Source organism: Mesorhizobium sp. M7A.F.Ca.US.006.01.1.1 (assembly GCF_003997935.1).
In the GTDB taxonomy this organism is placed as follows: Bacteria; Pseudomonadota; Alphaproteobacteria; order Rhizobiales; family Rhizobiaceae; genus Mesorhizobium.
This window is the reverse complement of the sequence record NZ_RZQL01000086.1, coordinates 1-25,232: the sequence shown is the minus strand read 5'-3', so window position 1 is coordinate 25,232 and position 25,232 is coordinate 1. Positions and strand designations below refer to the sequence as shown.

The following is a 25,232-nucleotide window of genomic DNA, read 5'->3' as shown; positions in this document are numbered from 1 at the left end:
CTTCCTGGGTGGCATTTTCCGGTCTGTTCCAAATAGGTCAGCCAAGGGACATTGCGGTCGATGAAGACGAAAACGCCTAGCGATAAGGCTGTGTCCGGTGAAACCGAGGTGGCCAGTGCGCTGGAAGCCAGGTTGCGTGAGGGCTGGCTGGATTTCGCCCGGACCGAGCAGGCAATCGCGCGATACCTGCTCGCCAACATCCATGACATTCCCTTTGAAACGGGCGCCACCATTGCCGTCGGCGCCGGTGTAAGCGAGGCAAGCGTCACCCGTTTCGTACGGCGTCTCGGCTACACCGATCTCAAGGAAATGAAGCGTGGCCTGCGCTCCGCACCGAAAGCCGTAGGCCCGGGCCTGGACAGTGCCGAGTTGCGTTTCCGCATCGGCGGCGAAAAGCAGGAGCGGTTGGCTCGCAGCCTGGAGATGGAGCAGCAGGCCTTGACCGCGGCCTATGGCCTTGCCCAGGGCGAGATGTGGTCCGAAATCGTTCATCTGCTGAGCACCTGCGATCGCGTGAACTGCGTCAGCTTCCAGGCAGTGAAGGGATTGGGGCTCGATTTCGCGACGCGTCTGCGCTGGGTGCGCAGCGGTGTCCGCTTTGCCGAAGGTTTGGGCGGCACGTTCTCGGAAATCCTCACCGATAGCGGCGAAAATTCTTGCGTCCTGCTGATCGACACGGCGGAATACGCCGCGATGAGCTTTCGGCTTTGCGCCCAGATCAAGCGCCGAAAGATCCCTCTGATCATCGTCACCGACAAATACAGTCATTGGGCATCTGAATACACAAAACTGGCGCTCGAAGTATCGACACGCGTCGACCTGTACTGGGATTCGATGGCCGCGATAAGTTCGGTTCTGAACCTCCTCACGCATTCCGTTGCCGAGAAACTCGGCAAATCGGCCGAGACGCGGATGAATGAGCTGGAGGATATCGCCGGGATCCTGCGGACCTTCCACAAACCGCCACGGCGCGTCGCACGGCACATCAAAGAGGAAGAAGGCGAAGAATGACGATGCATCACCCGTTGCTGAAACCGTGGACAGTCAGGGCAAGCGCATGAAGTTGACGGAATACGCCGCCTATGACGGCGTTGGTCTTGCCGATCTCCTGCGCAAGCGGGAAATTACGCCGCGCGAACTGGGAAACTGCATCCTTTCAGGGATCGCCGCGGTCAATCCGCAGCTCAATGCCGTGATCGAAACCTATGCCGATGCGATCGAAGCGCTCGGCGACGTTCCCGGACCCGCACCTTTCCACGGCATGCCGACATTGACCAAGGATTTCCCCATCGAAGCCGGCCGGCCGGGAGAGTTCGGCAGCGTTTTCGCCAAGGGTTTCATCTGCGGCGACGATCACGCCTTCTGGGTGAAGATGCGATCCGGCGGCCTTGCCAATATCGGGCGTACCACCACGTCGGAATTCGGCATCGCGGCGGCAACCGAATCCTCCCTCTATGGTGCGACGCGCAACCCCTGGGATACCAGCAGGGGTGTTTCGGGATCGAGCGGCGGCGCGGCCGCGGCCGTTGCCGCCGGCATCGTTCCCTTCGCCCAAGGCGCCGACGGTGGCGGCTCCATTCGCACCCCCGCCGCCTTTTGCGGTGTCGTCGGCCTGAAGCCGTCTCGTGGACGGATCAGCGGCGCGCCGGAATCGAATGCGCCAATGCTGGGTCTCGCCATTTCATTCATGCTGACGCGCTCGATCCGCGACACGGCGGCCTTGCTTGATCTGGGGTCTGGTGCGCTTCCCGGCGACAGCTATGAGATCGTTCCTCCAATCACCAGCTATGCCCAGGCGATCAAGACGCCACCCAAGGCTTTGCGCATTGCCCTGTGCACAACGTCCTGGTCCGGCTATCCGCTCGACGCCGAGGTGAAGGCGGCGGTTCTCGAAGTGGGCAAGAGGCTGGAGCAACTGGGCCACAAGGTCGTCGAAGCCGGGCCCGTGTTCGATTATGAGCGCTATCTGGCGGCACAGAAAGTGATCTGGGCAGCCTCCACGGCGCAGTCGCTCGACGAGTTGGCGGGCTTGCTGCGACGGCCGGTCGAGGAGGCCTGCCTGCAGCAGACGACACTTGCAGTCTATCGCCATGGCCGAACGCTGGACGCGGCAAGCTTGATCGCGGCCCTCGCTGTTTATGACCAGATCACGCGGACGGTTGGCGAATTCCTGGCCGTCCATGACGTGCTGGTGACGCCGACTTGCGCGATCTCGCCGGAGTTGCTCGGCACGCACAACCCGGATCGTCCTGGCCGCGACATCGATACGGTGTTCGCCGATCTGGCGCCGAAGGAGACGTTCAGCGCACTCTTCAACGGCACTGGGTCGCCGGCGATATCCCTGCCGCTCGGCTGGACGCAAAACGGCCTGCCGATCGGAGTGCAGTTTGTCGCAGCATTCGGACGCGACGATCTGCTGCTGCGGCTGGGTGCGGTGCTTGAGGCCGACTACGCCTGGCACCAGCGCAAACCACCTACCCACATCACCAAGACTGCCTGACCAACAAGACTGCTTGAACCAACAAGCATGGAACCGCCCCGGGAACATCATCAACGAAAATGGGAGATTGTCATGGACCGCAGAGTATTCCTCAAAAGTGCGGCGTTTGCCGGCTTCAGCATGGCGACATTGCCGGCCACATTGCTTCGAGCCAATGCTGACGGCAGCAAGATACTGCGTATGGCCTATGGGGCCGAGGTTCTCACCCTGGACCCGATCAAAACCACTTACGGAGCCGATATCCTGATCCAGGGCATGATGTATGCACGCCTGCTGCATGCCAATGCCGATCGCACAGAAGTCGGCCCGGGCCTTGCCGAGAGCTGGGACATCGCGGATGACGGCAAGACCTATACCTTCCACCTGCGCGAGGCCAAATTTTCCGATGGGTCGCCGATCACGGCCGAGGACGTGGCGTTCAGCTGGAACCGCATGCGCTTCCAGAAGGATTCCGCCTATGCGGCGCCGTTCCAGCCCCTGACCAAGATCGAGGCAAAGGACGCCAGGACAGTGGTGATGACGCTCGATCGCAAATTCACGCCCTTCCTGACCCTGACCGAAATCTGGAATACCGGCATTGTGCCGAAGGCAGCGGTCGAGAAAATGGGAGACGACGCTTTCGCCAAGGCGCCGGTCACATCAGGGCCGTTCAAATTCGTCGAATTGAAGCCGGGAGACCGCGTGGTCCTTGGCCGCAACGAGCACTATTACCGCGAAGGCGAGCCCAAGATCGACGGCGTCGAATTCCGCTATGTCCCGGATGACAATACCAGGGTCTCGATGCTGCAGGCGGGCGAGCTCGAAGTCTGCCTCTCAGTTCCAGCCCCGCGTATGGCCGAGTTGAAGGCCGCCGGCTTCCGGGCCGACCCTGAACCTTCGAGCACCACCTATGACATGCTGATCAACCATTCGGCAGAACCCTTCAACGACCTCAAATTCCGGCAGGCTGTCAGTTATGGCATCGACCGCACGGCAATCAATGCCGCAGTGACGCTGGGTCTCGGCACGCCGGCGAGTTCCATCATGAGCCCGGCGCTCGATTTCTTCGACAAAGCGCTGCCGGTCATTGCCCGAGACGTCGAAAAGGCCAAGGCCCTGCTGGCCGAGTCCGGCAAGACCGGAGCCAGTTTCGAACTCATCCAGAATGCCGGAAGTGCCGACGAGGAAAAGGCGGCGGTGCTGATCCAGGCGCAGCTGGCGGAAGTCGGCATCACGGTCAACATTGCCAAGATCGATTCAACCCAGGCATGGACCCGCCTCGCCGATGGCGAGTACCAGGCGGAAATGAACTGGTGGTACAACGAGACGCGAGATCCCGACAACGCATTGCGCTGGTGCGTCTGGGGCGCGGGCGACAACAAGTCCTACTACACCCGCTACAACAACGAAACGGTCAACAAGCTGATCGATGAAGCCTCGGGCGAGGCGGACAATGGCAAACGGGCCGAGCTCTATGCCCAGATCCAGAAGACCGTGGTCGACGAGGTGGCGCAGGTGGCGCTCTATCACCCGACGTGGCTCAACGCCTATGCTCCGAGCGTGAAAGGGTTGGTCCTGAACGTCGGCCTGCAATTCTCGTCCATCGGCGGGACCAGCCTGGATTGATCGGCACAGGATGCGAGGCGGGACGAGACACTTCGTCCACGTCTCGCATCAATTTGACACCAGGATACCGACCATGAATCGATTCTCGTTCGTGCTCAGGCGGCCGATACAGTTGATCCCCGTGCTGCTGGGTATCAGTGTGATCACTTTCCTGCTGCTGCAAATGACACCCGGCGATCCCGTTCGCCTCATGCTTGGCCCCAAGGCCAGTCAGGAGGCGGTCGAATTCGTGCGGGCGCGATACGGTCTCGATCAGCCGATCCCCGTGCAGTATTTCTACTACGTGCTGAATTGCCTGCGTGGCGATTTCGGTCAGTCGATCGCCTTCCGGGGTCCCGTCAGCGGCGTCATCGCGGCACGGATCGCGCCAACGGTTTTCTTGATCCTCTATGGCCTTGTCATCTCGCTGCTGTTGACATTCGCGCTCGCCGTCACCGCTGCCCGGCAGCGCGGACGGTGGATCGATCACCTCATCCGTCTCGTCTGCGTCGCGGGCGTCGGCGTGCCGTCCTACTTTGTCGGCCTGCTGCTGATCATGGGCTTCTGCCTGCGGCTGAAGATCTTCCCGGTCTCCGGTTACGGACCGACCTTTATCAACAATCTGTGGCATCTGTTCCTGCCGGCCCTGACGATCGGCATCGGGGTGACGCCGATCCTCGCGCGCAATCTGCGCGCGACCTTCATTCAGCAGCTGGACAAGGATTACGCGATTGCCTGCCGCTCCAGGGGTCTGCCGGAAAGCTACATCTTTTCTCGGCATGTGTTCTGGAATTCCCTTTTGCCGACAGTCAATCTGCTGGGCGTCGTGGTCGCCTTCCTGATCGGCGGGACGGTCGTTGTCGAAAATGTCTTCAACATTCCAGGGCTCGGCAACCTGCTCATCCGCGGCGTTCTCACGCACGACCAGTTCGTCGTCCAGGCAGTGGCCCTGCTGCTTGCCGTAGGTGTCGTCATTTCGAATTTTGCCGTCGACGTCTTGACCGCCATTCTCGACCCACGGGTGGAATTATGAGCGATGTGATGCGAGGCAGCGGCCCCTTGGCCATGGCGCGGATCCGGACGATGCCGGCAACCTTGGCCATTGGCGGCGCCATCACCTTGGCCTGGATCGTCGTGGCCATTCTGGCGCCGGTGCTGACCAGTTTCGACCCGATCAAGGTCGATGTGATGCAGGCGCTGAAATCACCTGGCGCCGAGCATTGGTTTGGCACGGACGCCATCGGCCGTGATGTGCTGGCGCGGACACTGTTTGCCGCACGCTACGATCTCGCCATGGCGTTCTTCGGCGTGGTCGGTCCGATCATCCTGGGGACGATCATCGGCCTCATCGCCGGCTATCTGGGTGGCCGGATCGATGCGGTGCTGATGCGCATCCTCGAGGTCACCGTATCATTTCCCTATTTCGTCCTCGTGATCGCCATCGTGGCCGTGCTGGGACCCGGCCTCAAGAGCTACTTCATCTCGCTCACCTTGGTGAACTGGGTCAGCTATGCGCGACTGGTGCGGAGCCAGGCGCTGGTGCTGCGCGGCGTCGATTTCGTGCTGGCGGCACGTGGCATGGGTTTTGGGCATTTGCGCATCATGCTGTTCCACATCCTGCCGAATGCCATCGTCCCATCGATCGTCTTCGTCATGACCGATGCCGTGCTGGCCATCGTGCTCGGATCATCATTGGGTTTTCTCGGCCTCGGCGTACAACCGCCGACGCCGGAATGGGGTGCCATGATCGCCGACGGGCAGACCTACCTGACGACCGCATGGTGGATTGCGATCTTTCCAGGCATCGCCATCTGCCTTCTGGCGCTGGGCCTCTCATTGACCGCTGATGGCCTCGCCCGCCTCTTGAATACGGAATCCTGAGATGAGCGACCTCGTCAGCGTCGAGAACCTCACCATCGACTTCGCCACCAATTTTGGCGACGTCCACGCCCTGCGCGGCGTCAGCTTTTCATTGAAGGCGGGAGAGGTCCTTGGAATCGTCGGTGAATCCGGATCGGGCAAGACGGTGGCCTGCAGGGCCATCCTGAAGCTGATTGCCGGCAACGCACTGGTGAAGTCGGGCCGCATCATGTTCGAGGGCAGCGATGTCCTCGCCATGAAGGATGCCGAGCTGGGCCAGCTGCGTGGCGGGCAAGCGGCGATGATCTTCCAGAATCCGTCGACGCATCTTGACCCGATCATGACGGTCGGGCGTCAGGTGGGCGAGGCGATGGTGGTCCATCAGGGCATATCCTGGCGGCAGGCCAATGCGCGGGCGATCGGACTGCTCGAAGACATGCATATCAAGGACGCGCCAAGGCGCGCGGGCGCCTATCCACACGAGCTGTCCGGTGGCATGCGTCAGCGGGTGATGATCGCGGCGGCCCTTGCCTGCGAACCGAAACTGCTGATTGCCGACGAACCCACGACGGCGCTTGATGTCACGGTGCAAGCTCAGATACTCGACCTGCTCCGCGGCATCCGGCGTGAACGCAAGCTGTCGGTCATTCTGGTCTCTCACGACCTTGGCGTGATCGCGGAAATGTGCGACCGCGTCGTCGTCATGAAGGACGGCGCGGTGCTGGAGATCGGGTCGGTCGATCAGATCCTGCGTGACCCCGCCCATGAATACACGAAGCGCCTGATCGCTTCCCAACCCTCGCTGATGAAGCCAACCACGCATGCATGCCCCGTGGCGACGGAGCCGCATCTCCTGGTGAAGAACCTGTGCGTGAACTTCTATCCGGGGCAGAGCCTTGCGGCCTGGGCGACGCGCAAGCCGCCGCAGATCGTGCGCGCGGTCGACAATGTTTCGCTGGCGCTGCGTCGCGGCGGTGCACTCGGGATTGTCGGCGAGTCCGGTTCCGGCAAGAGCACCATCGCCCGGGCTATTGCAGGCCTGGTGCAGCCGCAACAAGGAGAGATCGAGGTGGACGGCCAATCGCTCGATCGCGCGCTGAGGCAGCGCCGACCGGAGCAGGTTCGCAAACTGCAGATGGTGTTCCAGGACCCGTTCATGTCGCTCAACCCGGCGTTTACGGTTGCGCGAACTCTGGCCGAACCGCTGCGGCAACAGAACATCTGCTCGGAAAGAGACATTCCGGAGCGGATCCGCGAGCTGATGGAAAAAGTGGAATTGCCGCGCCAGTTGCTGGACCGACGCACCACGCAGCTTTCCGGCGGCCAGCGGCAGCGCGTCGGCATCGCCAGAGCCCTGGCGCTGGAGCCGGAGATTTTGATCGCCGATGAGGTCACCTCCGCTCTGGACGTCACCATCCAGGCCCAGGTGCTCGGCCTCTTTGCGCGGCTGCGCCGCGAATTGTCGCTGACGCTGATCCTGATTTCCCACGATCTGGGCGTGGTGCGTTATCTCTGCGAACAGGTTGCGGTCATGCAGCACGGCAAGCTGGTTGAGTATGGCAACACGGAAGACGTTCTGGATCGTCCGCAGCAGGCCTATACCCGAGAGTTGATCGCCGCCATCCCGAAACTCTCGCGTCCGACGAGCAGCGGAGTCCAACCAGGAGACACCCCGCTACTCGCCGCCGGAAGCAAATGCTAAAGCCTTCAGGGTCGGCTACTGTGCCGTCCAGCCGCCGTCCATCGGCAAGGTGGTGCCGGTGATCTGCCTGGCCGCATCCGAACACAGGAACAGCGTCAGCGCGGCAAGCTCGTCGACGGTGACGAATTCCTTGGTCGGCTGGGCAGCGAGCAGCACATCGTGCTTCACCTGTTCCTCGGTCATGCCGCGCGCCTTCATCGTGTCCGGGATCTGCCTTTCGACCAGCGGCGTCCAGACATAGCCCGGCGCGATCGCGTTGACCGTGACGCCATCGAGCGCCGCTTCCAACGCCACCGTCTTGGTCAGGCCGGCAATACCATGCTTGGCCGACACATAGGCGGACTTGAACGGCGACGCGACCAGCGCATGCGCCGAGGCGGTGTTGATGATGCGGCCCCATTTGCGCACCTTCATGCCCGGCAGTGCCGCCTTGATGGCGTAGAACGCGGCGTGCAGGTTGATGCGGATGATGGCTTCCCACTTGTCATCCGGAAACTCCTCGATCGGCGCGACATGCTGGATGCCGGCATTGTTGACCAGGATATCGAGACTGCCGAACGCGGCCTCGGCCTCATGCACCATGGCGCTCACCGCCGCGCCGTCCATCATGTTGGCACCGGAATTGCGGCACCTGACGCCGAAATCCGTCTCGATGCCGACGCGCTCCTGCTCGATGGCAGCCGCATCGCCAAGGCCGTTGATGGTGACGTTGGCGCCTTCGGCGGCAAAGGCGCGGGCGATGGCCAGGCCAATGCCACTGGTCGAGCCGGTGACGAGGGCGTTCTTTGAAGACAGGAAACCCATGATGATCTCGCAAGAGGTGGGAGGGAACGAACAAGGCGGCTTTGTGCGCCGCACCATGACAATGCCACAGCCATATGTCGGTGCGATTACAGGGTTGCGACGGCGTCCACGGGCCTGTTGGACGGGCTGTCAGGTGGCTGACACGGCACTGTCATGGTGCCGTGCAACATAACCGGAGCGCATTCGCGCAGTCATTCCTGAACCGAATGGGGCTACAGCCTTGCAGATCGCCGATGTCGTGAAGCGCGCCTATGCGATGCCGCTCACCAACCCCTCCTTCCCGCCCGGGCCGTACCGTTTCTTCAACCGTGAATACGTCATCATCACCTACCGCACGACGCGCGAGGCGCTTGAGGCTGTCGTGCCGGAGCCGCTGGAAATCGACGAGCCGCTGGTCAAGTACGAATTCATCCGCATGCCTGACTCAACCGGTTTCGGCGACTACACCGAGACCGGCCAGGTCATCCCGGTGCGCTACAAGGGCCAGCACGGCGCCTATGTCCATTCGATGTATCTCGATGACGACGCGCCGATCGCCGGCGGCCGCGAATTGTGGGGCTTTCCCAAGAAGCTCGCGAACCCCAAGATCGTGCATGAAGGCGAGGTCATCGTCGGCACGCTGCACTATGGCAGCGTTCTGTGCGCCACCGGCACGATGGGCTACAAGCACAAGGAAGCCGATCACGGCTCTGTCCTCGCTTCGCTGGCCGCGCCCAATTTCCTGATCAAGATCATCCCGCATGTCGACGGCACGCCGCGCATCTGCGAACTGGTCCGCTACCACCTCACCGACATCACCCTGAAGGAAGCCTGGACGGCGCCCGCCGCGCTCGATTTGCGGCCGCACGTCATGGCCGACGTGGCGCGGCTGCCGGTGCTCGACATCGTATCCGCCGTCCACTTCACCGCCGATCTGACGCTTGGCCTGGGCGAAGTGGTTCACGACTATCTCGCCGACCGGGCCTGAGCGCATCAGCCATTCAGACATGATCCCGAAAGGCGGGAACCGGTTTTCTCGGACAAACAGAAACTGTTGTCCGAGATCATGCTCAAACAGAAGTCGGAGACCAAAGCCATGCTCGAACGCAATCGCAAGAAGGAGGCCACCGCCACCATCGCGGAAATCTCGGCGCAATATGATCGCATCGCGCTGGTGTTTCAGGGTGGCGGCGCGCTCGGCGCCTATCAGGCCGGTGTCTATCAGGCCCTGGCCGACGCCGGCTGCGAGCCGAGCTGGCTTTCCGGCGTGTCGATCGGCGCCATCAATGCGGCGATCATCGCCGGTAATGAGTCGAGCCGCCGGCTGCAGCGGCTCGAGCAATTCTGGCAAACGATTTCGGGCCGCAAGATCTGGGCCTATACGCCCGAGGGTGACATCTATCGCGACATCCGCAACCGCACCAGTTCGTGGATGACCATGGTCATGGGCCAGCCGGGCTTCTTCAAGCCGCGCAATCCCAATCCGTGGATGGAGCAGCCGGGCGCCGAGGGCGCCACCAGCTTCTACGACACCGCCGAATTGAAGGAGACGCTGGAAAGCCTGATCGACTTCGACATCCTCAACGACGGCAAGAAGCGGCTGAGCGTCGGCGCGGTCAATGTCCGGACCGGCAACTTCGTCTACTTCGACACCGACAAGGTCCGCATCGAGCCGGAGCACATCATGGCCAGCGGCGCGCTGCCGCCGGCCTTCCCGTCGATCCGCATCGAAGGCGAATACTACTGGGACGGCGGCATCGTCTCCAACACGCCGCTGCAGTATCTGCTCGACCAGGAAGAGGACCGTTCCTCGCTGGTCTTCCAGGTCGACCTGTTCAGCGCGCGTGGCGTCCTGCCGCGCAGCATGCCGGACGTGCTGTCGCGCCACAAGGACATCATGTATTCGAGCCGCACGCGGCAGAATACCGACAATTTCAAACGCATCCATGGCCTCAAGATGCGCCTGCTCGATGCGCTGAACCGGGTGCCGAAGGAGTTGCGGACGCCGGCCGAGGAAGCGCTGATCGAGGACTATTCGGACGCCGGCACCGTCAACATCGTGCACCTGATCTACCAGCACAAAGGCTATGAGGGTCACGCCAAGGACTATGAGTTCTCAGGCACCTCGATGCGCGAGCATTGGGAGACAGGGCTTGAGGATACGCAGCGCACCTTGCGCCATCGTCAGTGGCTTACCATGCCGACCAATGTCGACGGCGTCGCCATCCACGATCTGCATCGCGAAGATCCGACCTAACTAGGGCGCTGATTCTCAACGGTTTCCTTCCTGGCCAGAATTTCACCGCCCGTTTTGAGTGGCCATCGCCAACGTTCGAGATTGGCTGAAGCCTCTCAACTTCGTCATCCCTGGGCGGAGCGGGAGCGAAGCTCCGTCGCGGAGACCCGGGGATCCATTCCGTGACCTTGACTGTAGGGTGCAGCGGAGCAAAATTCTGCACCGTAGCAACGCCTTGAAGTCGCGGCATGGATCCTCGGGTCTGCGCCGCGTCGCTACGCTCCTTGCTCCGCCCGTGGATAACGAAGCGATGGGCGTTTCGCGCCAATGCCCTGAGAGGTTCAACGTCAACATAATCTGCCGACTTGAACACAGTGCGCGCTTAACGAAAAAAGGCAGCGTCGGCGACCGGCGCTGCCTTTTCTGAAAGTGCCTGCTCCGCTCAGAACAACTGGCGGAAGATGATGAACAGCACGAAGGCGAGCGTGATCGAGCACGGCAGCGTCAGCACCCAGGCGAGCAGCAGGTTGCGCACCGTCGCCCATTGCAGCCCCGAACCGTTCGCCGCCATCGTTCCGGCGACGCCCGACGACAGCACATGGGTCGTCGACACCGGCAGTCCGAGCCGATCGGCCATGCCGATCGTCACCATGGCGACGAGTTCGGCCGCCGCCCCCTGGCCATAGGTCAGATGGCTCTTGCCGATCTTCTCGCCGACCGTGACGACGATGCGTTTCCAGCCGACCATGGTGCCGAGGCCGAGCGCCAGCGCGACGGCGACCTTCACCCAGATCGGGATGAACTTCGTCGCGTTGTCGACGGCCTTGTGATAGTCGGTGACCGCTTTCAGATCGGCCGCCTCCATCGGCAGCAGCTGCTTCTTGTCGATCAGCTTGAGCGCCTCGCCGATCAGATAGATGTCGTTACGCGCGTTGCTGACCAGATCGGTCGGCACCGTCTCGACCGAGGCATAGGGCTGCAGGCCCGCCGTCGTGTTATGGATGTAGGTCTGCAGAGCAACCGTCGTCTGGTCGTTCCAGGTCCTGGTGCGCACGGCTTCCTGGACGGCTGCCTTGGCGTCGGCAACAACGACACCGGGCTTGGCATATTTGCCCAGCGCCGTTTCGACGCTGACCGAGGCAAACTTGTAGGCTTCGAGATAGTTGATGTCAGGCGTGCGGTTCAGCGCATAGGCCGTCGGCACGACGCCGATCAGGATCAGCATGATCAGGCCCATGCCCTTCTGTCCGTCGTTGGAGCCGTGCGCAAAGCTGACGCCGGTGCAGGTGAAGATCAGCAGGCCGCGGATCCACCATGGTGGCGGCGTGTTGCCCTTCGGCGCCTCGTAGAGAGCCGGATTGCGCACCAGCAGCTTCATCACATAGAGCAGGATCGCTGCGGCGAAGAAGCCGATGATCGGCGACACCAGCAAGGTGATGCCGACATTGGTCGCCTGCGACCAGTCGACGCCGCTGGTGGCGCTGCCGGCAGGCGCCATGAACTGGTTGGCAAGGCCGACACCGATGATCGAGCCGACCATCGTGTGCGAGCTCGACGCCGGCAGGCCGAGGAACCAGGTGCCGAGATTCCACAGGATCGCCGCCACAAGCAGCGCGAACACCATGGCGAAGCCCGAGGACGAGCCGACCTGCAGGATCAGTTCGACCGGCAGCAGCGACAGGATGCCAAAGGCAACCGCGCCGCTGGAGGTGAGGACCCCGAGGAAATTGAAGGCACCCGACCACATGACGGCGAATTCGGCCGGCATCGAGCGTGTGTAGATGACCGTCGCCACCGCATTGGCGGTATCATGGAAGCCGTTGACGAACTCGAAGCCGAGCGCGATCAGCAAGGCGATGCCGAGCAGGATCCACGGCACGGTCTTGGCCACTGCAAGATCCTGGCTGAGCGCGTAGCCGACATAGGCGATGCCGACGAGCACCAGCACGCCGAAGGCGGGCAGGAACCACTTCGCGCTGCCCGATTGATCCAGCGGATGATCCGGTCTCGGAATGCCCGCCTCGCTAGAAACTATGTCCACCATGTCCCACTCCAGATGCATTGCAGCAAAGAACTGGGAAGACGCTATGTCCGCACGATGAACCCTGTGTGACGCCGGCGAACGCGAGTTCACGAACAGGCCTGCCGAAAAGCGGGTGGGCGGCGCCTATTTGGCAATCTCGAGCAGGGACGATACCAACAACTCGCGCTCGTCTTTCGACAGGACATCCGAATCGAAGAGGTTCATGCTGCGCAATCCCTCGATGGCGAGATAGCAGATCAACAGCGATTTGAGATCCGGCGTCTCGCCCTTCAGCCGCTCGAAAAGCTGCCGCTTGAAGGTCTTTATCGGCATCATGAAATCGGGATCCTCGGCGATGGCCGAGAAGATCCAGGACGCCGACGGCTGCTTTTCCTCGCAATCATTGGCCGACAGCCTGATGTATACGGCCAGGGGATTTTCGTCCTTGTCATTTGTGCGGGCGGCTTCCAGCGCGTGCTCGAACTCGCGCAGATAGCCCTCGACCAAACCTTGCATCAATTTGGCCTTGGTCGGGAAGTTGTAGAGGAGCCCTCCCTTCGACACGCCGGCACGGCTGGCGACGGCATCCAGCGACAGGCTGCCTGGTCCGGATTCCCGGGCAACATCAGCCGCCGCAGCGAGAATCTTCTCGCGCGAATTCGGTCTTTGGGCTCTCATGGTGCCTCCCATCGCAAGCTTAGGCCCAATTGACAAGACCGTCCAGACGGTACAGTAAGACCGCCATTATTTGAAATCGGGACCCGCAGTCGATATGTGTCCCGATATCCGCGCTTCGCGCCGGATTTCGACTGAGGGGACTTCCTTGTTCAAGCGCATACTCCGTATCTTTATCATTGTTCTGGTTCTGGCCCTGCTCGTCGTCGTGGTCGGCGGCATCGTCGGCTTCAACTTCCTGCGCGACAACGGCATCAAGCAGTACTTCGCATCGATGAAGCCGCCGGCGGCTACCGTGTCGACGACCATCGCCAAGCCTTCGAGCTGGACGCCGGGCGTCGAGGCGATCGGCACGGTCAAGGCCGTGCGTGGTGTCGACCTGACGGTCGAGACCACCGGTATCGTTAAGGACATCCTTTTCCATGCCAACCAGAAGGTGGCGGACAATGCGGTTCTGCTGCAACTCGATGACGCCGTCGAGCGCGCCGACCTCGACGCACAGAAGGCGCAGGCCGCGCTCGACCAGACATCGCTTGCCCGCGCCATCGAACTGACCAGGCGTGGCGTTGGCTCCGACTCGACGCTGGACACGGCACGTGCGGCGGCCTCGGCCTCGGCATCCCAGGTCACCAAGCTGCAGGCCGTGCTCGACCAGAAGCAGCTGACGGCGCCTTTCGGCGGCACGGTGGGCATCCCGAAGATCGATATCGGCCAGTATCTGGCGCCCGGCACCGCCGTGGTGACATTGCAGGACCTCGACACGATGCGGGTCGATTTCACGGTTCCCGAACAGCAGCTCGCTCTGCTCAAGATAGGCCAGACGGTTCGATTGGGCTTTGGCGGCAAGGACAGGCCATTCGCAGGCGCCATTCGCGGCATCGACCCGAAGATCGACTCGTCCAGCCGGCTGGTGAACATCCGGGCGGAAGTCGCCAATCCCGACGGCAAGCTGACCCCCGGCCAGTTCGTGCAGGTGCGTGTCGAACTGCCCGAAGAGCAGAACGTGCTGACCCTGCCGCAGACGGCGCTGACGACAAGTCTCTATGGCGACTACATCTTCGTAGTGCAGCCGGCCAAGCCCGCCGAGGCGGCGCCAGCTGCCAAGCCGGATGAAAAACCCGCAGCGCCGGCAGGCGACAAATCGGCTGATGCCAAACCTGCGGACACCAAGCCGGCCGATACCATGAAGCCGGCAGCTGATGCAGCCGACCAGGCTGCCGATGCGGCCAAGCCGGCGGCGGAAGGTGACAAGCCCGCGCTCGTGCTGTCGCAGGTGTTCGTCAAGCCCGGCCGCCGCAATCAAGGTGTGGTCGAGATCGTCGAGGGGCTGAAGGCCGGCGACGAGGTCGTCACCGCCGGTCAGAACCGCCTCTTCAATGGCATGTCCGTCGTTGTGGACAACACCATCGACCCGACCAAATCGGCGAACAAGCAGGCCGAACAGCAATGAGCTTTTCAGATCTCTTCATTCGCCGGCCCGTTCTTTCGACGGTCCTTGCCTGCATGATCCTGCTCCTGGGTTTCCAGGGTATCTTCAACCTGTCGATCCGGCAGTATCCGAAGGTCGATGAAACGGCGATCACGATCACCACGGCCTATCCGGGCGCCAGCGCCGATCTGATCCAGGGCTTCATTTCCGCCCCGATCGCGCGCGCCGTCGCCTCGACCGAGAACATCGACTACGTCACCTCGTCCAGCCGCCCGTCCTCCAGCACCGTGACGGTGCAGATGAAGCTCGGCTCGAACCCCGACGTAGCGCTGACCGAAGTCCTGTCCAAGGTCCAGGGCGTGCGCGGCACCTTGCCGGACGCATCGAAGGACCCTGTCATCGTCAAGGGCACCGGCCAGCAGTTCGCGATGATGTACATCTCGATGCAGAATCCGAACATGACGAAGGAGCAGCTGACGGAGTATATCGAGCGCGTCATCAGACCGCGCATGTCGACGGTCGAAGGCGTCGCCGACGTGCAGATCTTCGGCGCGCAGGAATACTCGATGCGCGTCTGGATCGATCCGGTCAAGCTTGCCGCGCGCGGCGTGACGGCCTCCGAACTGCTGACGGCGATCAACAATTCCAACTTCCTGTCGGCGCCCGGCAACACCCAGAACGAGTATGTCGTTTCCTCGATCACTGTGCGCTCGACATTGCAGACGCCGGAGGCATTCGCCGAGCTGCCGCTGCGCTCTACCGACGGCAATGTGGTGCGGTTGCGCGACGTGGCTCGCGTCGAACTCGCCGCCGAGAACACCGACACCAGGGTCTCGTTCAACGGCAAGCCAGGCACCTTCCTCGCCATCTTCCCGACACCGGCGGCCAATCCGCTGACCACGGCGGCTGCGCTCACCAAGCTGGTGCCGCAGATTCAGGAGACACTGCCGAAAGGCATGACGATCGAGGTTGTCTACGACGCGACCGGGCAGATCAGTGCTTCCATCGAAGAGGTGTTCAAGACCATCGTCGAGGCGGTTGCCATCGTCATCGTCGTCATCCTTCTGTTCCTTGGCTCCTTCCGGTCGGTGATGATGCCGATCATTACCATCCCGTTGTCGTTGATCGGCGTCTGCTTCCTTTTGTTTGCTGTCGGCTACTCGATCAACCTCCTGTCGCTGCTGGCCATGGTGCTGGCGATCGGCCTGGTCGTCGACGACGCCATCGTGGTGGTGGAGAACATCCATCGTCACATGGAAGAAGATCACATGTCGCCGATGCAGGCTGCGTTCAGCGGCATGCGCGAAATCGCGTCAGCCATCGTTGCCATGACCATGACGCTGGCCGCCGTGTTCGCGCCGCTGGCCTTCACCGGGGGCCTCACCGGCGCGCTGTTCCGCGAATTCGCGGTCACGCTCGCCGGCTCGGTGGTGCTGTCGGGTATCATCGCCATCACCATCACCCCGATGATGTCGGCACGCCTCTTGAAGTCCGGCACGCCGGGCCGTTTCCAGCGCATTGTCGACGGCACCTTCGCGCGCGTCGAGCATGTCTATGAACGGGCCGTCACCGGGTCGCTCAATTATCGCCCATTGACGCTGATCATCGTGCTTGCGCTTGTCGGTGTCACCGGCTTCATGTTCACCAAAACCTCGAGCGAACTGGCGCCGGAAGAGGACCAGGGCTTTCTGCTCTCGATTGTGACGGCGCCGCGCTATGCGACCTCCGATTACACCGAGACATACGTCAACCAGATCCTCGGCCTGGTGAAGGATATTCCCGAAACACGGGCGCAGTTCTCGGCCGTCGCCTTCGGCGGCACGACAAACAGCGCCTTCGTCGGCTATGCCTTCAAGGACTGGGCGGAACGCAAGCGCAATTCGAAGGAACTGCAGGCTGACATTACGGCCCGTATCGCCAAAGTGGCCGGTGTCGAGGCCTTCGTCTTCGCACCGCCGACGCTGCCGGGCTCCGGCGGCGGCCTGCCCATTTCCATGGTGGTGCGATCGACCGGCGCTTCCTCGGAAGTGTACGAGGTGGCCGAGCAGATCAAGAACAAGGCGCAGGCCTCCGGCCGCTTTATCGTCGTGCAGAATTCGATGGCTTATGACGCACCGGAGGTGACGGTGACCATCGACCGCGACCGCGCCGCCGCGCTGAACCTGCCGATCGCCGATATCGGCCGCACGCTGACCTTGCTGGTCGGCGGCGCCGAAGTGGCGCAGTTCGACCGCGATTCCAACAGCTACGACATCATCCCGCAGGTGCCGCAGGAGTTCCGCGACGACCCCGACAAGCTCGGCGAATATTTCGTACGCAGCGTGACCGGCGAGATGGTGCCGCTATCGGCGGTGGTCAAGATTTCGACCAATGCGGCGCCGGCGGCGATCGAGCAGTTCAACCAGCTGAATTCGTCGACGATTTCGGCGCTTCCGCTGCCCGGCGTCACCACCGGCGACGGGCTGAAGGCGCTGGAGGACATCGCCAAGGAGAGCCTGCCCGACACGTTCTTCATCGATTATTCCGGTCAATCGCGACAGGAAAAGGAACAGGGCAACACCATCCTGATCGCTTTCGCGGCCGCAGTTGTCGTCATCTATCTGGTGCTGGCGGCGCAGTTTGAAAGCTTCCGTGACCCGCTGATCATCATGATGGCGGTGCCGTTATCGATCTTCGGCGCGATCGTGCCGCTCAATCTGGGCCTCGGCACGCTCAACATCTACACGCAGGTCGGCCTGATCACACTGATCGGTCTGATAACCAAGCACGGCATCCTGCTGGTCGAGTTCGCCAACCAGCAGCGTGAAAAGCATGGCATGCGGCGGCGCGATGCCATCATCGCCTCGGCCAAGGTGCGCCTGCGGCCGATCCTGATGACGACGGCGGCGATGGCGCTCGGCGTTGTGCCGCTGATCACGTCCAGCGGCGCTGGTGCCGCGGCCCGCTATTCGATGGGCCTGGTCATCTTCACCGGCATCCTGGTCGGCACCATGTTCACGCTCTTCGTCGTGCCCATGTTCTACACCTTCATCGCCAGCAAGGACCTGCCTCATCTGGCGGAGAAGCCGGACCCCAAGCTGATGCCGGCACTGCCGAGCTAGGACGGTCGAGGGAGTCCCGCCCAGAAATGCGCGGGGCAGATTGATGGAAACAAAAGAAAAGAGGCCGGGAAATTCCCGGCCTCTTTTCTTTTTGGCTGGGCTCGATACCGCCGGTTTGAACTGTACGCAATACCGCAGCGTTTCCGGAGGGAGCTTTGAGGCGCGGCAGCATGCTGCCACGCCACCGTTTCCAGCCTGCTACTTGACGATGACGATGCTGGTGTTGGTCGCCCCGAAGGTTTCGACGAGCTGGTAGAAATCGGCGGCGTTGTCGGGGTGCAGCCGCACGCAGCCATGCGAAGCCGGCTGGCCGAGGCGCTTGATCGCATAGGTCGCGTGCACCGCATAGCCGCCGCTGAAGAAGACCGAGTGCGGCATCGGGGCGTTGTCGTATTTCTTCGAATACCACATTTCATGCATGCGGGTCGGCTTGAACGAGCCGGTCGGCGTCACATGGGCCCGGTCGCCGGTGGAGACTTTCCAGGCGAAGGTCGGCCGGCCGTCGACGGAGACTTCCATGATCTGCTGCGAAAGCGAAACGCGCGCCACGATCTTGTTGGCGGCATGCGCGGCGCCCGAGCCGAACAGCAGTGCGGCACCGGTCAGAGCGGCGGCGGCGATGTTGATGAGCTTGGCGGAAATGGCGGTATGCATGAAGAAAATCCCCTCTCTCTGCCGGTCCAGCCGGCTCCAATTCGATGGCTGCTTATCCCAACGTCATGTTTCGGAGAGATTTCGCAAAATGCTCATTTGTGTTTCGAATCTGTTTCCACTGGTTAACAAACGGCAACCCCATTAGAGCCGTCGGTGGCCCGCCAGCGAGACCCTAGCAAGACCAAGGTCAGGAACATGGGTATCCGTCGCTAAACCAAAGTGCGAATTAGCAGTATTCGAAAGGACCGCCGTAGATCTCGAAACCGAACTGCAACAAAGCGAGGTTTCAAGCGGCATGATCCGGATACGGGCCGCAAGCAAAGTTGACGCAACGAAAACAGCCGGTAACGAACATGGGAACGAAATCGAACGCGCTGTCCTGGCTTTTCAGGATCAGCATCGCGGCAGCGGTCATCGGCGGCGTCGGCACGGTTGCCGGCACCCCGCTGACAAGCCTCGGCGCGATGACTTCAGGCGAGATTTCGACCCTGCACGCCGCACTGTTTTTCGCCACGGTCTGGATTGTTTCCAGCCTGCGCATCGCCCGGCTAAAGGCCCTCTGGCGGGTCGGCCTTAGGCTGACGGGTTTGCGCGGCGCCTCCGGCAACTTGCTGCCGAGAGGACCGAAGGCCCGCGCCGAGACGGGGGGGTCCGTGGGCGGCGCGGGCGCTTCGGGGGTATCCTGAAGCGACCCGCAACAAACCATTTTGGGGAATTGGTACGATGAAAACGAAATTTGCCGCTTCGGTGCTTTCCGCACTGCTTTACGCCCAGGGCCTGCTCGGCTTTGCCGGCCTTGCCACCGTGCTGCTCAGGGACCGCGCCCACGCTGGCGAGCTGACCATGGGCAGTGACATGCCGGTAGGTCCATCGCTTCTGCTGGTACGCTGAGCGCCAAGAGCGTCGGGGCCGAAGATGGAAAATCCGATGCCCGAAACCAGAGACTGCGTCAGTGCCCGGCAATCAGTCCGCGAATTGCCGCGGCGGATCGAACCGGTAGCCGGCGCCACGTATTGTGGTGATGGTGTCGGTGTTGAGCTTGCGGCGCAGCCGCACGATGCGCGAATCGATCGAGCGATCGAAGGCGTCGGCGTTTTCGGCCGGTGCCGCGGCGATGATGTCGTCACGCGTCAGCACCTTGCGCGGACTGGCCAGGAACAACCTGAGCAGGGCCACCTGGCCGGGCGAAAGCTGTTCCTCGGAGCCGGAGCGATGCATGACCATGGCCGATCTCAGATCGACGGTCGCGTTCTCCAGCACGATCAGTTCCTGGGTACCCCTGCCGCGGCGCGAAAGCAGGCCGCCGACACGGGCGGCCAGCTCACGGACATTGAGCGGGCTCTCGACGACGTCGGCCGCACCAAGCTCCAGCGCCAGCACCTTGTCGACAAGATCGGCCGGACGGCAGATCAGAATGAAATCCGGTCCGCCCTCACCGCCTCCTCCCTGGCCGCCATAACGTCTGAGCAGGTCCCGGCCCTCCGCCTGGCTGAGGCTGTCGCCGACGACGACGACGTCGATGCCCTTTCCCGACAGCAGCGATTCGGCCTCCCAGGGGTGGCGCGCCTGATGCACGTCGTGGCCGCGCCGCTCGAGATGATCGGCGAGTTCGGTCGCGACCACTTCGGCTACCGAAACGAGCGCAATAACGGATCGTGCGGCCATGTTTTCCAACCGTTCCCTGGCAACCCGGATATGAGTGCTGGACATGATGTTTATACCCAATCTACTTTCCACTGAAAGTGGGAGCGAAAGCATCGTGCGGGCAAGAATTGTTATCGTCGAGGACGAGCCCGATTTGAGGGATGCGGTTGCCGAATACCTCGAAGCCGCGGGCTATGAGGTGGTCACCGCCGAAAGTGCTGCCGCCGCGCGCAGCCTCGTTGAAACGCAGTCGTTCCATCTCGCCATTCTCGACATCGCCATGCCCGGCGAGGACGGCCTCTCGCTCGGCCGCTGGCTGCGTTCGAAACTGCCGATCGGCATCATCTATGCGACCGCAGCCGGCACCGCGCTCGACCGTATCGTCGGGCTGGAACTCGGTGCCGACGACTACATCGTCAAGCCCTACGAATTGCGCGAAGTGCTGGCCAGGGTGCGCAGCGTGTTGCGCCGGGTTCCCCAGCCGAAGGAACTCCAGGACGAGAAGGCCGGGACGGATCGCCGTTCCGTTACCTTCGGCCCCTTCCAGGCCGATCTCGACGGCAGGCTGGTCACCGGCGCCAATGGCGCGGTGATCGACATGGCCAAGAGTGAGTTCGACGTGCTGGAGATTTTCCTCACCCGCGCCAATCGGCTTTTGACCCGCGCCGCTATCTCCGAGGCGATCGGTTTCACCGAAGATCCGGAATCGTCACGCGCGGTCGACATTCGCATCATGCGGCTACGCAAAAAGATCGAGGCCGACCCGGCCAATCCGAAATTCCTGCGCACGGTGCGCGGCGAGGGCTATATCTTCTCGCTGCCGGCCGGCGACGGCAACTGAGCACAGGGCCAAAAGGATTCGGTTGCTCGCCAGCCGAAATCGGCACGACTCCGAATTGGCGCGACTCCGAAATGACAGCACAAGATGATCGCTGAAGCAGCAAGCACCGATATGCAAGGGTTCAGGCAGGGCGCGGCGATGGCGGCCGTGCGCGTCGTTCGCCGGCTGCGCGAGGCAGGCGACTGGCAGCGCGAGATGGACGGCATACTGGAAACGCTTTGCCGGGCCATGGATTGCCAGCGCGGCATCCTGTTTCGCTTGCGCGAACTGCCAGGCCAGGGCTTCGCCCAATCCGTCGCCGCCTATTGGATCGACCCCCTTTTTGGCGGCGAACTGGCGTCGCCGACCGTCATCATGCAATCGGTCGTCAATTCCGACCCCCTGCTGGAGCGGCTTGCCGAGGACGAACGGCAAGGCAAGATCTTCGCCGGCCATACGCGCGATCTCGAAGGCTTCCTGAGAACCGATTTCGAGAAGCAGAACATCAAATCGTTCCTCTCTGTCTCGGTCTTCGCGCATGGCCATCTCTGGGGCACGCTGGCGGTCAATGACTGCGTCAGCGAGCGTGCATGGACCGACGAGGAAGAGGCGACGCTGCACATCATCGCCCTGGCCATCGGCGACGCCATCGAGCGCTCGCCCTCCGACGCCCACGCCAGCGAGGTCATTCGCCGCACCATGTTGCAGGCCTCGCTCGATGCCATCGTCGTCATCGACGAGACCGGCTCGATCATCGAATTCAACCCGGCCGCCGAGAAGATGTTCGGCTTCCAGCGCAGCGACATCCTCGGCAAGGACCTGCTCGATACGATCGTGCCGATCTACTACCGCAAGGGCTATGCTTCGGGGGCCGAATACATGTCGGGCCGCGGCGCGCCGATGGTCGGCCAGCGGCTCGAGACGGTGACCCAGAATGCCGCCGGCGAAGTGTTCCCGATCGAACTGACGGCGACCGAGATGCGGGTCGCCGACCGCCGCCTTATCTTCGGCTCCATCCGCGACCTGCGCGACAAATTGCGTGCGGAGGAAGAAATCGGCCGGCAGCGCGAGAAGCTGCACCAGAACGAGAAGATGGCGGCGATGGGCTCGTTGCTGGCCGGCGTGTCGCACGAACTCAACAATCCGCTGGCCGTGGTTGTGGCGCAATCGACGCTGCTGCACGAATTCGCTTCCGATCCGCAGACCAAGGTGCGCGCCGAGAAGGTGCGCGCCGCCGCCGAGCGCTGCGGCCGGATCGTCAAGAGCTTCCTGTCGATGGTCCGCCTCCATCCCGCGGCACAGGCCGAGACCGACCTCAACCAGGTGATCCGGTCGGCACTCGAAGTGACCGCTTATGGCGCGCGCTCAAGCGGCATCGTCATCGACACCGATTTCGCCGCCGGCCCGCTGCTGGCCATGGCCGACGCCGACCATGTGACGCAGGTAGCGGCCAACTTCCTCATCAACAGCCAGCACGCCTTGGCTGGCATTGCCGGTGACCGGCTGATCAAGGTGCGGACGTTCCGCAGCGACCGGGGTCATCCCTGCTTCTCGGTCGAGGACAATGGGCCCGGCGTGCCGGAAGCAATCCGCGGCCGCATCTTCGAATCCTATTTCACCACCAAGCCGGTCGGCGTCGGCACCGGCATCGGCCTGTCGATCTCGAAATCGATCATCGAGCGGCACAATGGCAATGTCTGGTTCGAGGAAGTGCTCCCGAGAGGCGCGCGTTTCGTCGTCCAGCTGCCGGCCATCGTGGCCGGCCTCGCGACCGCCGGCGACAACCAGCCGCGATCGAGCGGCCTGCGCCATGCCTTGATCATCGACGACGAGCCGGATGTCGCCGGCTCGCTCTCCGACATTCTCGAACTGATGGGCATCAAGTCGCGGATCGTTCCTGTCTGGGAATCGGCCGCCACCACTTTGAGCGGCCACATGCCGCCGGACATCGTTTTTTCGGACCTGCGCATGCCCGGCGTCAGCGGAATGTCGATCTATCGCGAGTTGCTCGCCGAAAAGCCTGACTTGGCGCGGCGTTTCGTGCTGGTCACAGGCGACCTGATCGGTGCGAAAGCCGAAATCGAGGCCCTGCCGGCGCAGCAGCGGCCGCAGATCCTGGAAAAGCCTTTCAGCACGCTGGATGTGCGCAGTGTGCTGTCCGCCATTGCCGAACAGGCGGCCATGAAAGGATAAAAAAGAGGCCCCCGGGGGCGGGGCCGAAGAAGAGCGCGCTGGAGGGAGCGCTCGGGGAGTCCAGGAGCATGATCCCAAAACGGGAACGGTTTCGGGTCAAGCTTCGACAAAATCAGAAAATATTCGGCGTATCGGCCAAGGGTGCGGCATTGGCGATCATGCGGATGGCGCGGGTGTTATGTGTTCCGGACTGTTCGGCGATGGCGCGCAGGCAATCGATACTCTCGGCGCCCCATGCCTGGCCCTTGCAGGCGAAGTCGGTCACCGGCACCGGCAGACGCGCGGTCCTGGTCGTCGTCTGGGCGCCGTCGATGAGATTGGATGGCGGATTCAACGAAGCGAAGGCCGGCCCGATTGTCGGCGTGAACGCCATGCCGACGAAGGCGCAAGCAGCCAGCACCATGAACATCGCCATGGGGTGGTCGCTGGCCCGCTGGCGCAGCGCCAGTTTCGGACGGCGGTCATTGCGCTCTGGAGCCTGAAGGCGGCTCTCGCCGCGGATCGTCTGGATTTTCGCATGCATTGCCTTCCCCTTCGCTGAGTTTCTTTTGGCGGTGAAATGAACTTATCCGCACTTTGTAACGGCGATGGGGTGGCGAAGGACTGGCACTGTAACGAATGCGAAACAGGATTTCGGGCGAAGTCGGGCAAAATCGGGCATAGCTTCGATGGCACGCGGGCTCGAGGCGCAACCTGACCCGATCTTGCCAAACAGTTTTTCGAAAAGATCAGGCTCAGCCCGGAGCTTGAAGCTCGGCAATGATCTTGTGCGCGGCGATACGCCCGGCAATGATGGCGCCCTCGACATACCCCGGAAACGATGGCGAGAGTTCTGAACAGGCGAGATACACCGGCGGTGCGCCGGCAAGGATCGTTCGCTCGGCGTCTCTCGCTGTAACATCCACAACAAGATCGCTGTACGCGCCGCCGCTCCAGCGATCTCCTGTCCAGTCCCGAAAACTGAAATCGATGACGTCGCCGGCATCCGGACCAAGGGCTGCCTCCAACCGGCCGGTCACCTCTGCACGCAGTTCCGCCTCGCCGAGGTCGCGCCAGCACAGCGCGAGCGACCCGCCGACGAACACGACGAGCGCGGCATGCTCCGCATCCTTGCTGGCGTCGCAGGCAAACAGCCCCGGCGGATCGAGCCACATCACCATGCCGTTCAAATCCCGCCCGCGCCAGAACGGTTGGGCATAGCGCACCAGGATCTTGATCGCCGCGCCGCTTTTCCAGGCGCCAAGCGCCCGCCCCAGCCCGGCCGGCAAGGCGGGAGCAAAGGCGAGTTCCGTCACCGTCGCCGGCGGGACGGCAACCAGAACCGCGCGCGCCTCGATGGCACCCCCGGCCGAAACGACAAGAACACCTTGCGAACTGTGTTCGATGCGTGTGACCGGCTCGCTGAGCCGCAACCGATCACTGAGGTCGCGGGCCAGATCGTCGGCCAGCGAATGCATGGTTTCGCGCACGGAATATTGCAGCTCCGGCACCTCGTTGGTGACGCGTCGGTCATTGTCGATCAGATACCAGAGAGGAATCTGATCCAGCGCCATGCACCAGAGACCTTCGATCATGGAACGGAAGACAGCCCTGGCATCGGCCGAATCGCGCTGGCGGGCAAGCCAGTCGGCAACGGTCAGTCCGGCAATCGAGACGTCGTCCGGATCGATCCCGTTCATGCGCTCGCGGATTGCCATTGCCGCGTCATAGATCCGCTCTGCTCGTTGTACGGACATCGTCGGCTGGGTGATGAAATCGCCATTGACATAGGTTTCAACCAGCGTCTTGCCGCGTGCTTCGACCAGGGCCATCAATTCCGGCATATCCTCGCACAGGAACTGGCCACCACTATCGATCCGTTCGCCAAGTCCGTTCAGTCGGGACTCGACGCGTCCGCCGACGCGGTCGCGTGCTTCGAGCAGGATGAAATCGATGCCGGCCTTCTTCATCTCAAGCGCCGCCGACAGGCCGGTGAAACCCGCACCGACGATGACGACATCGGTTCGCTCGAATTCGCCGCCCTCATCC

At 62.5% G+C, this 25,232-nt stretch carries 21 protein-coding genes; 14 read left to right on the top strand and 7 right to left on the bottom strand.

From position 1 onward, the window contains the following. The first annotated feature begins 60 nt into the window (after positions 1–60). The 6 genes from EN943_RS16725 to EN943_RS16700 all read left to right on the top strand — a co-directional run bounded on the left by EN943_RS16725 (position 61) and on the right by EN943_RS16700 (position 7,646). Entirely contained in the window at positions 61–1,011 is a 951-nt protein-coding gene (locus EN943_RS16725) for a MurR/RpiR family transcriptional regulator (protein ID WP_127413625.1), read from the top strand. Between the two features lie 46 nt (positions 1,012–1,057). Further along, on the top strand, positions 1,058–2,500 hold the full coding sequence (locus EN943_RS16720; RefSeq protein WP_127413623.1) for an amidase: 1,443 nt from the start codon (positions 1,058–1,060) through the stop codon (positions 2,498–2,500). 72 nt (positions 2,501–2,572) lie between these two features. Next, the gene (locus EN943_RS16715) at positions 2,573–4,105 is read left to right on the top strand and encodes an ABC transporter substrate-binding protein (RefSeq protein WP_164778223.1); all 1,533 of its coding nucleotides are present in this window, start codon (positions 2,573–2,575) and stop codon (positions 4,103–4,105) included. 73 nt (positions 4,106–4,178) lie between these two features. After that, positions 4,179–5,117, top strand: coding sequence for an ABC transporter permease (locus EN943_RS16710; protein ID WP_127413620.1), 939 nt, complete (start codon positions 4,179–4,181; stop codon positions 5,115–5,117). Between the two features lie 50 nt (positions 5,118–5,167). Further along, complete coding sequence (locus EN943_RS16705; RefSeq protein WP_245475872.1) at positions 5,168–5,965, top strand: ABC transporter permease; 798 nt, start codon at positions 5,168–5,170, stop codon at positions 5,963–5,965. Position 5,966: 1 nt separating this feature from the next. Further along, a complete protein-coding gene (locus EN943_RS16700) occupies positions 5,967–7,646 on the top strand; it encodes an ABC transporter ATP-binding protein (RefSeq protein ID WP_127413618.1) in 1,680 nt (559 codons plus the stop codon). Positions 7,647–7,661: 15 nt separating this feature from the next. Here EN943_RS16700 and EN943_RS16695 read toward each other — a convergent pair whose 3' ends face one another. Further along, positions 7,662–8,450 carry a 3-hydroxybutyrate dehydrogenase gene (locus EN943_RS16695; protein ID WP_127413617.1) on the bottom strand — a complete coding sequence of 263 codons (789 nt, stop codon included), beginning with the start codon at positions 8,448–8,450 and terminating at the stop codon, positions 7,662–7,664. A gap of 220 nt (positions 8,451–8,670) precedes the next feature. Between EN943_RS16695 and EN943_RS16690 the strand changes: the two genes are divergently transcribed. Both EN943_RS16690 and EN943_RS16685 read left to right on the top strand, forming a co-directional pair. Further along, on the top strand, positions 8,671–9,417 hold the full coding sequence (locus EN943_RS16690) for an acetoacetate decarboxylase (protein ID WP_127413615.1): 747 nt from the start codon (positions 8,671–8,673) through the stop codon (positions 9,415–9,417). A 108-nt stretch (positions 9,418–9,525) separates the two neighbouring features. Continuing rightward, positions 9,526–10,686, top strand: a complete 1,161-nt coding sequence (locus EN943_RS16685) for a patatin-like phospholipase family protein (protein WP_127413613.1) — start codon at positions 9,526–9,528, stop codon at positions 10,684–10,686. A gap of 421 nt (positions 10,687–11,107) precedes the next feature. On the opposite strand, the gene EN943_RS16675 is transcribed toward EN943_RS16685, so the two are convergent. Together EN943_RS16675 and EN943_RS16670 are read right to left on the bottom strand one after the other, a co-directional pair. Then, a complete protein-coding gene (locus tag EN943_RS16675; RefSeq protein WP_127413609.1) occupies positions 11,108–12,709 on the bottom strand; it encodes an inorganic phosphate transporter in 1,602 nt (533 codons plus the stop codon). 123 nt (positions 12,710–12,832) lie between these two features. Next, complete coding sequence (locus tag EN943_RS16670) at positions 12,833–13,366, bottom strand: TetR/AcrR family transcriptional regulator (RefSeq protein WP_023811021.1); 534 nt, start codon at positions 13,364–13,366, stop codon at positions 12,833–12,835. 145 nt (positions 13,367–13,511) lie between these two features. Here EN943_RS16670 and EN943_RS16665 point away from each other — a divergent pair, with 145 nt between their 5' ends. Both EN943_RS16665 and EN943_RS16660 read left to right on the top strand, forming a co-directional pair. Continuing rightward, positions 13,512–14,813 (top strand): efflux RND transporter periplasmic adaptor subunit, encoded by a 1,302-nt coding sequence (locus EN943_RS16665; RefSeq protein WP_127413608.1) that lies wholly within the window; start codon positions 13,512–13,514, stop codon positions 14,811–14,813. Next, complete coding sequence (locus EN943_RS16660; protein WP_127413606.1) at positions 14,810–17,893, top strand: efflux RND transporter permease subunit; 3,084 nt, start codon at positions 14,810–14,812, stop codon at positions 17,891–17,893. The genes EN943_RS16665 and EN943_RS16660 overlap by 4 nt, the downstream gene beginning before the upstream one ends. A gap of 198 nt (positions 17,894–18,091) precedes the next feature. Here EN943_RS16660 and EN943_RS16655 read toward each other — a convergent pair whose 3' ends face one another. Then, positions 18,092–18,547 (bottom strand): L,D-transpeptidase, encoded by a 456-nt coding sequence (locus EN943_RS16655; RefSeq protein ID WP_013529305.1) that lies wholly within the window; start codon positions 18,545–18,547, stop codon positions 18,092–18,094. 353 nt (positions 18,548–18,900) lie between these two features. On the opposite strand from EN943_RS16655, the gene EN943_RS16650 reads away from it, so the two are divergent. Both EN943_RS16650 and EN943_RS16645 read left to right on the top strand, forming a co-directional pair. Beyond that, complete coding sequence (locus EN943_RS16650) at positions 18,901–19,233, top strand: hypothetical protein (protein WP_024503024.1); 333 nt, start codon at positions 18,901–18,903, stop codon at positions 19,231–19,233. Positions 19,234–19,270: 37 nt separating this feature from the next. Beyond that, entirely contained in the window at positions 19,271–19,438 is a 168-nt protein-coding gene (locus tag EN943_RS16645; RefSeq protein ID WP_013529303.1) for a hypothetical protein, read from the top strand. 72 nt (positions 19,439–19,510) lie between these two features. Here the strand turns inward: EN943_RS16645 and EN943_RS16640 are convergent, their stop codons facing one another. Further along, positions 19,511–20,212, bottom strand: a complete 702-nt coding sequence (locus EN943_RS16640; RefSeq protein ID WP_127413631.1) for a response regulator transcription factor — start codon at positions 20,210–20,212, stop codon at positions 19,511–19,513. Positions 20,213–20,258: 46 nt separating this feature from the next. On the opposite strand from EN943_RS16640, the gene EN943_RS16635 reads away from it, so the two are divergent. Together EN943_RS16635 and EN943_RS16630 are read left to right on the top strand one after the other, a co-directional pair. Further along, positions 20,259–21,032, top strand: coding sequence for a response regulator transcription factor (locus EN943_RS16635; RefSeq protein ID WP_206522773.1), 774 nt, complete (start codon positions 20,259–20,261; stop codon positions 21,030–21,032). Between the two features lie 84 nt (positions 21,033–21,116). After that, positions 21,117–23,204, top strand: a complete 2,088-nt coding sequence (locus EN943_RS16630) for an ATP-binding protein (RefSeq protein WP_164778221.1) — start codon at positions 21,117–21,119, stop codon at positions 23,202–23,204. 112 nt (positions 23,205–23,316) lie between these two features. Here EN943_RS16630 and EN943_RS16625 read toward each other — a convergent pair whose 3' ends face one another. Continuing rightward, positions 23,317–23,727, bottom strand: coding sequence for a hypothetical protein (locus EN943_RS16625; protein WP_127413602.1), 411 nt, complete (start codon positions 23,725–23,727; stop codon positions 23,317–23,319). Positions 23,728–23,938: 211 nt separating this feature from the next. Then, positions 23,939–25,195 (bottom strand): flavin monoamine oxidase family protein, encoded by a 1,257-nt coding sequence (locus tag EN943_RS16620; RefSeq protein ID WP_127413627.1) that lies wholly within the window; start codon positions 25,193–25,195, stop codon positions 23,939–23,941. Between the last annotated feature and the right edge of the window lie 37 nt (positions 25,196–25,232).